Annotated in this window: 11 protein-coding genes; 6 read left to right on the top strand and 5 right to left on the bottom strand. The window is 63.8% G+C overall.

The window, feature by feature from the left end:
• The first annotated feature begins 515 nt into the window (after nt 1-515).
• The 3 genes from A9Z00_RS14540 (at nt 516) to A9Z00_RS14530 (ending at nt 2,218) form a co-directional block, all read left to right on the top strand.
• Nucleotides 516-1,085: a DUF4256 domain-containing protein gene (locus A9Z00_RS14540; RefSeq protein ID WP_296978981.1), complete on the top strand. Its 570-nt coding sequence runs from the start codon at nt 516-518 to the stop codon at nt 1,083-1,085.
• A gap of 111 nt (nt 1,086-1,196) precedes the next feature.
• Nucleotides 1,197-1,898: an AzlC family ABC transporter permease gene (locus tag A9Z00_RS14535; protein ID WP_296978980.1), complete on the top strand. Its 702-nt coding sequence runs from the start codon at nt 1,197-1,199 to the stop codon at nt 1,896-1,898.
• Nucleotides 1,895-2,218 (top strand): AzlD domain-containing protein, encoded by a 324-nt coding sequence (locus tag A9Z00_RS14530; RefSeq protein ID WP_296978979.1) that lies wholly within the window; start codon nt 1,895-1,897, stop codon nt 2,216-2,218. Before A9Z00_RS14535 ends, A9Z00_RS14530 begins: the two co-directional genes overlap by 4 nt.
• 255 nt (nt 2,219-2,473) lie before the next feature.
• Here the strand turns inward: A9Z00_RS14530 and A9Z00_RS14525 are convergent, their stop codons facing one another.
• The 5 genes from A9Z00_RS14525 to A9Z00_RS14505 form a co-directional block, all read right to left on the bottom strand.
• Nucleotides 2,474-3,256 carry an alpha/beta fold hydrolase gene (locus tag A9Z00_RS14525; protein ID WP_296978978.1) on the bottom strand — a complete coding sequence of 261 codons (783 nt, stop codon included), beginning with the start codon at nt 3,254-3,256 and terminating at the stop codon, nt 2,474-2,476.
• Nucleotides 3,257-3,533: 277 nt separating this feature from the next.
• Complete coding sequence (locus tag A9Z00_RS14520) at nt 3,534-4,442, bottom strand: MetQ/NlpA family ABC transporter substrate-binding protein (protein ID WP_296978976.1); 909 nt, start codon at nt 4,440-4,442, stop codon at nt 3,534-3,536.
• A gap of 36 nt (nt 4,443-4,478) precedes the next feature.
• Nucleotides 4,479-5,141: a methionine ABC transporter permease gene (locus tag A9Z00_RS14515; protein WP_296978975.1), complete on the bottom strand. Its 663-nt coding sequence runs from the start codon at nt 5,139-5,141 to the stop codon at nt 4,479-4,481.
• Entirely contained in the window at nt 5,131-6,147 is a 1,017-nt protein-coding gene (locus tag A9Z00_RS14510) for a methionine ABC transporter ATP-binding protein (protein ID WP_483316327.1), read from the bottom strand. The genes A9Z00_RS14515 and A9Z00_RS14510 overlap by 11 nt, the downstream gene beginning before the upstream one ends.
• A gap of 227 nt (nt 6,148-6,374) precedes the next feature.
• Nucleotides 6,375-7,283, bottom strand: coding sequence for an aldo/keto reductase (locus A9Z00_RS14505; protein WP_296978972.1), 909 nt, complete (start codon nt 7,281-7,283; stop codon nt 6,375-6,377).
• Nucleotides 7,284-7,563: 280 nt separating this feature from the next.
• Here A9Z00_RS14505 and A9Z00_RS14500 point away from each other — a divergent pair, with 280 nt between their 5' ends.
• From A9Z00_RS14500 to A9Z00_RS14490, 3 genes are read left to right on the top strand one after another with little or no spacing between them, the layout of a single operon-like run.
• Nucleotides 7,564-7,776 (top strand): hypothetical protein, encoded by a 213-nt coding sequence (locus tag A9Z00_RS14500; RefSeq protein WP_296978970.1) that lies wholly within the window; start codon nt 7,564-7,566, stop codon nt 7,774-7,776.
• Nucleotides 7,773-7,904, top strand: a complete 132-nt coding sequence (locus tag A9Z00_RS14495; RefSeq protein WP_296978969.1) for a DUF5694 domain-containing protein — start codon at nt 7,773-7,775, stop codon at nt 7,902-7,904. The genes A9Z00_RS14500 and A9Z00_RS14495 overlap by 4 nt, the downstream gene beginning before the upstream one ends.
• Nucleotides 7,905-7,941: 37 nt before the next feature.
• Nucleotides 7,942-8,319 (top strand): DUF5694 domain-containing protein, encoded by a 378-nt coding sequence (locus A9Z00_RS14490; RefSeq protein ID WP_367189631.1) that lies wholly within the window; start codon nt 7,942-7,944, stop codon nt 8,317-8,319.
• The last annotated feature ends 38 nt before the right edge of the window (nt 8,320-8,357 follow it).

Below are 8,357 nucleotides of genomic sequence, written 5' to 3'. Positions count from 1 at the left end.
GGACGTTATACGACCGACCAAAGGATACGTTAACGGGATGATCCGGTTGCTTAGGGGGCCGTGGCAGAGTAGCACAACGGGCATGGCATTGAAAGGGCTTAGAGGATACTAATACCAGAAAAATGAATCGCCAATCCCATAAGGAAGAAGATCAAAAGCGCTTACAAGGGAAAGGTTCTTTTCAAGTTCGCATCCAGAATCCAAAAAAGGTGCCCACACTAGCTTGACTCAGACCGGCCAGTCCGTTGCCTTGACGTTCCGGGGCAGTCGGGACATAATGAGACATAATGAATGGACAGGGTGCGGAACCGGACATGCCGGACCGCGGAGCCGGGCGAACGCCGCGCGTCGACTTTGCGGCCGGATTGCCGCGGAGGCCCGGCGGAGAAGAGCCGGGGTCGGTCCGCGTCCGTCCTGAAAGCAGCATGCATTCGCTTGTGGGACGACCGACATCCGGTTCAGGGAATCGGCGTCCCGTTTTCGCATCTTCAAAGGGGCGGAAAGGAGATCCGACGATGACCGAATCCGAAAGGAGACTTGCGCCCGAAGAGCGGGAAGCGCTGATCGCGGCGCTGAAGGAACGGTTCGTGAAGCATCCGGAGCGACACGAGGGCATTGCATGGGAAGAAGTGGCGGTTCGGCTGGACGCCGCGGATCCCGCGAAGCTCTGGTCGCTTCGCGAGATGGAACGGACGGGCGGCGAGCCGGATGTCGTCGGACGGGACCCGGAGACCGGAGAGATCCTGTTCGTCGACTGTTCGCCCGAGAGCCCGAAGGGACGGCGCAGCGTCTGCTATGACCCGGAGGCGCTCGAGTCGCGCAAGGCGCACAAGCCGGCGGACAGCGCGGTCGGCATGGCCGAGGCCATGGGCATCGAGCTGCTGACGGAGGAACAGTATCGGGAGCTGCAGCGGCTCGGAGCGTTCGACCGGAAGACATCGAGCTGGATCCGGACGCCGGAGAAGATCCGAAGGCTTGGCGGCGCGCTGTTCTGCGACCGCCGATACGACACGGTGTTCGTCTACCATAACGGCGCAGAATCCTACTACGCTTCGCGGGGATTCCGGGGCATGCTCCGGATTTAGGCGGTTTGTCAATCGCATCGGGGCGAAGACGGGGGCGTTCGCGGCTCCCTTTTTCGCGTGCCGCTGAAACGGGGCGCAGCAAGATTCACGGACAGATGGGGGGAAAACGTCATGGGCAACCGTACGGCGGAAACGCTTACGTTCCGGCAGGGGGTCGTCGACTGCGTGCCGACGCTGCTGGGCTATCTGACGATTGGATTCGCGGCCGGCGTGATCGAGGCGACGGCGGGCATGAGCCTGCTGGAGATCGGGCTGTTGTCGCTGTTTCTGTACGCGGGGTCGGCGCAGTTCATCACGGCGGGCATGATGATGGCGGGCGCGCCGGTTTTGTCCGTCGTGGGGACCGTGTTCATCGTCAACCTCCGGCATCTGCTGATGAGCGCGGCGCTTGCGCCGAAGTTCAAGGGATATTCGCCGCTGAAGAATTTCCTGATCGGCGCGCAGTTGACCGACGAGACGTTCGGAGTGGCCGCGGGAAGGCTGACCGGCGGCGAGCGCGGCGCGGACCGGTGGATGTTCGGGCTGAACGTGACGGCGCAGGCGAACTGGATCGTCGCGAACCTGCTCGGCGCGCTGCTCGGCGGGTGGATCGCCGATCCGGAGCGGTTCGGGCTGCACTATGCGCTGCCGGCCATGTTCATCGGGCTCGCGGCGATCATCGTCATGCAGAACAGACAATACGGGCGCGACCTGCTCGTGATCGGATGCGCCGCCGGCGGGTTCGCGCTTGCCTTCCTCTGGCTGCCCGGGCATCTCGCCGTCATGGCCGCGGCGGTGCTGGCCGCGATCGCGGGGGCGGTGACCGAGCGATGAGCATAAGCCGCGAGTTTCTGTGGATCCTGATCGGCTCGGCGATCGTGACGCTGATTCCGCGGACGCTTCCGCTCGTGCTGATCAGCCGGATGAGGCTGCCGGATCCGGTGATGAAATTTCTGAAGCACGTGCCGCTGGCCGTCATGACGGCGCTCGTGGCGCAATCGGTGCTGACGGACGGCGAGGCCTGGCGTTCGCCCGCCGATCCGGATTGGCTCGCGTTCTTCCCGACGCTGGCCGTCGCGCTGCTCACCCGCAGCCTGCTGCTGACGGTGCTCGCCGGCGTCGGCTTCGCGGCGCTGCTGGGGTGGCTGATGTAGTTCGGTGCGGGTGTCCGGCGGGCTGCGGCCGTTCCACGGATTCGGGTTGAACCAGCCAGCGGCCGCGGTCGAAAGCGCAACGTCCTGCAACATTGGCACATCGGGGCGCAGACCGCGGAGGTTCCGGATCCGCATTGTTGCTGCAAAAATGCAGCCCGTTGGGCCGGCTTTGGCCCGGGCTGCCCCCATGTAGTCCAAATTTGCATGATGCAGGATGCAGGGCTAATGGCGCGGGCGCTTGCGGCAGACACACCGTCATCCCGCGAATTCCGCGATCAGCCGGTTGAATTCCTCCCGCTCTTCCCAGAACAGACCGTGGCCGCTGTAGTGGAACGGCACGAGCCGGGACTGCGGAATGCGGGCGTGCTGCTCCAGCGCCTGCGTGAATGGCACCACCCGGTCGTGGACGCCGTGCGTGATCAGCGTCGGAACGCGGATTGCGGCAAGATCGGCATACAGATTCGTGTCCCGCAGCAGGCGGATCATCGCCGCGGTGGACCAGCCGGCCGCCTGCAGCCCGAGTCCGATGAACCACTCCCTGAACGGTTCGGTCGCGTAGCGGAAGAAGAAACTGTCCGCCACATGCCGCATCAGGTTCGGCCTGTCGCCGGCGTTCACCGCCAGAAACCGTTCCGCCGTCTCCGGCGTGAAAGCGGTCGGCGCCGCCGCGGCGATCAGCACGAGCTTCGATACGCCATGTCCCCCGTGCCGGGACATGTAGCGGATCGAGATGGCGCCGCCCGCGGAATGGCCGGCCAGGACGACGTTCCGGAGCTGCTTCCGGTCGAACACCGCGCGGATGTCGTCCGCCAGCCGGTCAAAATCGTATCCGTGATACGGTTTGTCCGAGTTGCCGAAGCCGCGCCAGTCGATGCCGATGACGCGGAACCCCCGGGCGGGCAGCTCGTCGAACTGATATTCGAACTGCCTGTGGTTCAGCGGCCAGCCGTGGATGAACACGATCGTCTTCGAGCCTGACGGATTCAGATCCTCGACGTACAACCGGACGCCCGGCTCCACTTCGATATATTCTCCCAATCTCCATTCCCCCCGGCAAAGAACAGACTTCCTCCACTTCCACCATACTCGTCGCAAGCGGGGAAAATGTCCGCCGAACGAAGCGCAAGCGGGGAAAATATCCGAACGAGGCGCGAGCGGGGAACATGTCCGCCGGACGGGGGAAAGGGTCCGCCGCATGCGGGGGCCGCATCCGCGCGGACGGGACGGCCGGCGGGCGCGCCGGACAACGAAAAGCCCCGGACGTCCGGAGTGTGATCTTCCGGAATGTCCGGGGCTTGTCCGCGGCTCGCGCCTGTCAGAACGCGGGCACGACCGCGCCTTCGTAGTTCTCCTCGATGAACTGTTTCACTTCGGGCGAGTTGAGCGCGTCCGCCAGTTTCCGGATCGCCTCGTCATTTTGGTTGTCCGGACGCGCGACCAGAATGTTGACGTACGGCGAATCGCTGTCCTCGATGAACAACGCGTCCCGGGTCGGCACCAGACCGGCCTCGAGGGCGTAGTTGGTGTTGATGACGGCGATGTCGACGTCCGGCAGCACGCGGGGAAGCGTGGCCGCTTCCAGCTCGACGATTTCGAGGTTCTTCGGATTGTCCGCGATGTCCTGAACGGTCGCCAGAATGCCGACGCCTTCCTTCAGCGTGATCAGGTTGTGCTTCGCGAGCAGCGCCAGCGCCCGTCCGCCGTTGGTCGCGTCGTTCGGGATGGCGATCTTCGCGCCGTCCTTCAGTTGGTCGATGGAATCGATCTTTTTGGAGTAGGCGCCCATCGGTTCGATGTGCACCCCCGTAACCTTCACGAGGTCATAGCCCTTCTCCGCGTTGAACTCCTCGAGATAGGGCACATGCTGGAAGAAGTTCGCGTCCAGCTGCTTTTCGTAGAGCTGCACGTTCGGCTGCACGTAGTCGTTGAACACGACGATCTCCAGATTGACGCCTTCCGCCGCCAGCTTGTCCTTCACGAATTCCAGAATGGTCGCGTGCGGTTCGGGGGTGGCGCCCACCTTGATCGTCACCGGCTCGGCGGCCGGTTCTCCGGCGGCGCTGTCCTCCGATGCGGACGAATCGCCGGCATCCCCGATGCTGCCGGCATTCGCGCCGGCGTTTGCCGCGTCATTGTCTCCGGCATTGCCTCCGGAATTGTTGCCGCAGGCGGACAGCAGCACCAATGCGAAAACCATCAACAAAAGACCCAAGGTTTTCTTCATCTTCTCTCCACTCCTGTCCTTCTTGTGAATTGTTATCTATTGGTTCCTGGACAGCCGTCTGACCAGCCGGTCGCCGAACGACTGCAGCAGCTGCACCAGGATGACCAGCAACAGGACGGTGACCGCCATGACATCGGGCCGGAACCGCTGATAGCCGTAGCGGATCGCCAGATCTCCGAGCCCGCCGCCGCCGACGACGCCGGACATGGCCGTGTAGGAGACCAGGTTGACGGCGGTGACCGTGATGCCCGCGATCAGGCCGGTCCGCGCTTCCCGGAGCAACACGCGCCGGATGATGGTCAGGCGCGGCGTTCCCATCGCCTCGGCGGCTTCGATCACCCCGCGGTCCACTTCCCGGAGCGCGATCTCGGTCAGTCTGGCGAAGAACGGAGCGGCCGCGATGACCAGCGGAGGGATGGCCCCCTTGACGCCGATCGAGGTGCCGACCAGCCAGCGGGTGAGCGGCATGACGTAGATCAGCATGATGATGAACGGCACCGACCGGGTGACGTTGACGATCAGCGACAGCAGCCGGTGCACCCAAATCTGCTGCCAGAACTGCCCGGGGGAGGTCAGGAAGACCAGCACCCCGACCACGAGTCCGATCGGCACGGACAGCGCGAGCGAGGCGCCGAGCATGATGAGCGTCTCGCGCGTCGCCTGCCAGATGAGCGGCCACGGAATATTTTCATATCCCATCGACGGATTCCACCTCCCAGCCCATGTCCCGGAGCCGTCCGATCACGGCGGATGTCTCGCCGGGAGGTCCGTCGAAACGGATCGTCAACCTTCCGTAGGGCACGTCGCGGATGCGGGAGACGGTGCCGTGCAGGATGACGAACCGGACGGAGGTGCCGCGGACCGCTTCGGACAGCGCCGGCCGGCCCGCGCTTTCGCCGGACAGAAGCACCCGGACGATCGTCCCGCCGTCTTCGCCGCCATTTCCGCCGATCCATGCCCGGACGTCGACGTCTTCCGCCTGCACCAGTTCGCGCGTTGCCGGGTGCCGCGGTTTGAGCAGCAGATCGGCCGTCCTGCCCATTTCCACGATCTCTCCGCGGTGCATGACCGCGACCCGGTCGCAAATGGAGCGGACCACTTCAATCTCGTGGGTGACGAGCAGGATCGTGACGCCCAGCTTGCGGTTGATGTCGCCCAGCAGGGCCAGCACGGAGCGCGTCGTCTCCTGATCGAGCGCCGACGTCGCTTCATCGCAGAGCAGCACGTCGGGCTGCGCGGCCAGCGCCCGGGCGATGGCGACGCGCTGCTTCTGCCCGCCCGAGAGCTGGGCCGGATATTTGTCCGCATGTCCGCTCATGCCGACCAGCTCGAGCAGCTCGTCCGCCCTTCGCCGGATTTCCTGCCGGGACATCTTCTCCAGCCGGAGAGGGAACGCGACGTTGTCGCGCGCCGTCAGCGTCGAAAGAAGGTTGAAATGCTGAAAAATCATGCCAATCTTCCGCCGACGGGCCTGCAGCTCGCGCGTGTTCAGACGGGTGAGCTCGACGCCGCCGACGGTGACGGTGCCCGAATCCGGCCGCGCGAGCAGGTTGACGCAGCGGAGCAGCGTGCTCTTGCCGGCGCCGGAGCGCCCGATGATGCCGAAGATTTCCCCCTTCTCCACCTTCAGGGAGACATGATTGATGACGGTGAAGGTTTCTTTCCCGGCCCCGTAGGTTTTGACCAGGTTGTCCAGGATGATCAGGCCGATCCCTCCCACCGAATAAGCGCAACAGGCAAAATTTAGAAAACATATTGGATTTATCGGAGATTATGATCAGAGATAAGTATCAGTATATAAACCATTCACGGCTTGTCAATCACCCGGATCAACAAGAAAACCCCGGTTCGCCCGGGATTTCTCGTCCAATCTTCGATTTGCGGCCGCTGAAGGCGTCAGCCGCGTCCATTCCGCGCCGGTTCCGCCCGTCTTCACCGGTGCAGCCCGTACCGGTTCGCCCGCGTGACGGCGCGGATCGCGGCGATTTCCTCTTCGGTCAGCGGCGGCGCGGCCGCGGCCGACAGATTCTGCCTGAGCTGTTCCAGGCTGCTCGCGCCGGGGATGACCGTCGCCACCGCCGGATCGGCGAGCGCGTAGCGCAGGGCCGTTTGCACGAGCGTGCGCCCGCCCGAGCACAGCTCCATGAGCCGCTTCCGCACTTCCCGCAATTCATCCTTGCCGTAATCGAGATAGTCCTTCTCGGCCTTCGCCGCGCCGTTCTCCGTCAGGATGCCGCCGGCGAGCGGGCCGCGCGCGATCAGGCTGATGCCCCGCGATTCGATGAGCCGCAGCGTCTCCTCCTCGGGCCTGCGGTCCAGCATGCTGTACTGGCTCATCAGGCTGACGATGTTCGAACGGCGCACGTACTCGCGGATCACGTTCGGCCGGATCGAGGATATGCCGTAATACCGGATCAGCCCTTCCTGCTTCAGCTCCTCGAACGCCTCGATCGTCTCGTCGATCGGATCGTCGATCGTGCCGCCGTGAAGCTGGTACAGGTCGATGTAGTCCGTTCCGAGCCGGCGCAGGCTCTCGTGGACCGCCTGCTTGATGTACGCCTTCGACGGGTCCCAGACCCAGCCTTCCTGCCCGGGAATGCGGCGGTTTCCGACCTTCGTCGCCACGATCACCTCGCTGCGCCGGCCCTTGATCGCTTTGCCGACGATCTCCTCGTTCCGCCCGTGGTCGTACAGATCGGCGGTATCGAGAAAATTGACTCCCGCATCCAGCGCCTCGTGGATGATCCGGACCGCCGGCCCCTCCTCCGTTCCGAGCGACATGCAGCCGAGTCCGATCTCGCTCACGTAAAGATCCGATTGTCCCAGCCGGTTCCTTTTCATGCGGCCGGCCACCTCCCGACAATGGAATGAAGGGTGAAAAATCGCTCCTTCCCCCATCATACACGCCTTGTCCGCGAACATGAAGACCGGCCCGTCTCCATTCCCGACGGATGCCGCCGCATGCCCGGGACCGCGGTGCCGGGTGCGCGCGGGAGAAACCCCGAGGGAGTCGCGATCAGCGGACACCCGGTCGTGTTTTTCCATATTTGGAGGAGCCGGAGGCGAAAAGGTCGAATCGTATTTGTAACCGTTTGCAATCGGAAAAGGAGGCGCCCTGCCGTTGAAACCGACGATCATGGTGCTGGGAGTCTATCACATGACCGACGCGGATCACGAACCGGACCGGCAGGCGGAGATTCTGGAGGCCGTCGGGAAGCTGGCCCGTTTCCAGCCGACGAAGATCGCCGTCGAGGTGCCCGTGAAGAGAGGGGATCTGCTCGACCGCGACTATCGGGACTATCTCGCGGGCCCGGCGAGCTCGCGTCGGGCTTGAAAACGTCCGGCGAAATCTGCCAGCTGGCGTTCCGCCTTGCAGAGCGATGCGGCCATGCGAAGGTGCACGCGATCGACTGGATGGAGAACACCGGCCAGCGCGGCGTGGGTGACGTGTTCGAATGGTGAATGGGCGGAGAAGCACCAGCCCGCGCTGCACGCGGAAATGATGGAGCACATCCGGCGCATGGATCTTCACGGCCGCATGAACCGAACGTTTTCCGAAATCCTGACGGCTCTGAACGATCCGGCGTTCAACCTGCACGACCATCAGATTTACATCCGCTATTTCGCCCGGATCGGCACGCGGACGGATTACGTCGGGATCGGCTGGATGCGGTGGTGGTACCAGCGGAATCTGATCATGTACACGAACATCGCGAACCTGGCGGAAGGCCCGGAAGACCGGATTCTCGCGATGCACGGCTGCTCGCACCACCATCTGATCCTGCAGTTCCTGCGGGAGAGCGGGCTGGTCGATACGGCGTCGCCCCTGGAATATCTGAAACAGGAAAGACCCGGCCGGATGAACCCCGCATCTTAAGAAATTCTTCATCTTTCCCCATCCCGTTTCGCAAGAAT

This window comes from Thermobacillus sp. ZCTH02-B1, from assembly GCF_002159085.1.
Classification (GTDB): Bacteria; Bacillota; Bacilli; order Paenibacillales; family Paenibacillaceae; genus Thermobacillus.
This window is presented reverse-complemented; position numbering and strand designations above follow the sequence as displayed.

Coding starts and splice junctions, on each gene's coding strand:
- A9Z00_RS14540 (WP_296978981.1), top strand. CDS start 516: ATGACCGAATCCGAAAGGAGACTTGCGCCCGAAGAGCGGGAAGCGCTG.
- A9Z00_RS14535 (WP_296978980.1), top strand. CDS start 1,197: ATGGGCAACCGTACGGCGGAAACGCTTACGTTCCGGCAGGGGGTCGTC.
- A9Z00_RS14530 (WP_296978979.1), top strand. CDS start 1,895: ATGAGCATAAGCCGCGAGTTTCTGTGGATCCTGATCGGCTCGGCGATC.
- A9Z00_RS14520 (WP_296978976.1), bottom strand. CDS start 4,442: ATGAAGAAAACCTTGGGTCTTTTGTTGATGGTTTTCGCATTGGTGCTG.
- A9Z00_RS14515 (WP_296978975.1), bottom strand. CDS start 5,141: ATGGGATATGAAAATATTCCGTGGCCGCTCATCTGGCAGGCGACGCGC.
- A9Z00_RS14505 (WP_296978972.1), bottom strand. CDS start 7,283: ATGAAAAGGAACCGGCTGGGACAATCGGATCTTTACGTGAGCGAGATC.
- A9Z00_RS14490 (WP_367189631.1), top strand. CDS start 7,942: ATGATGGAGCACATCCGGCGCATGGATCTTCACGGCCGCATGAACCGA.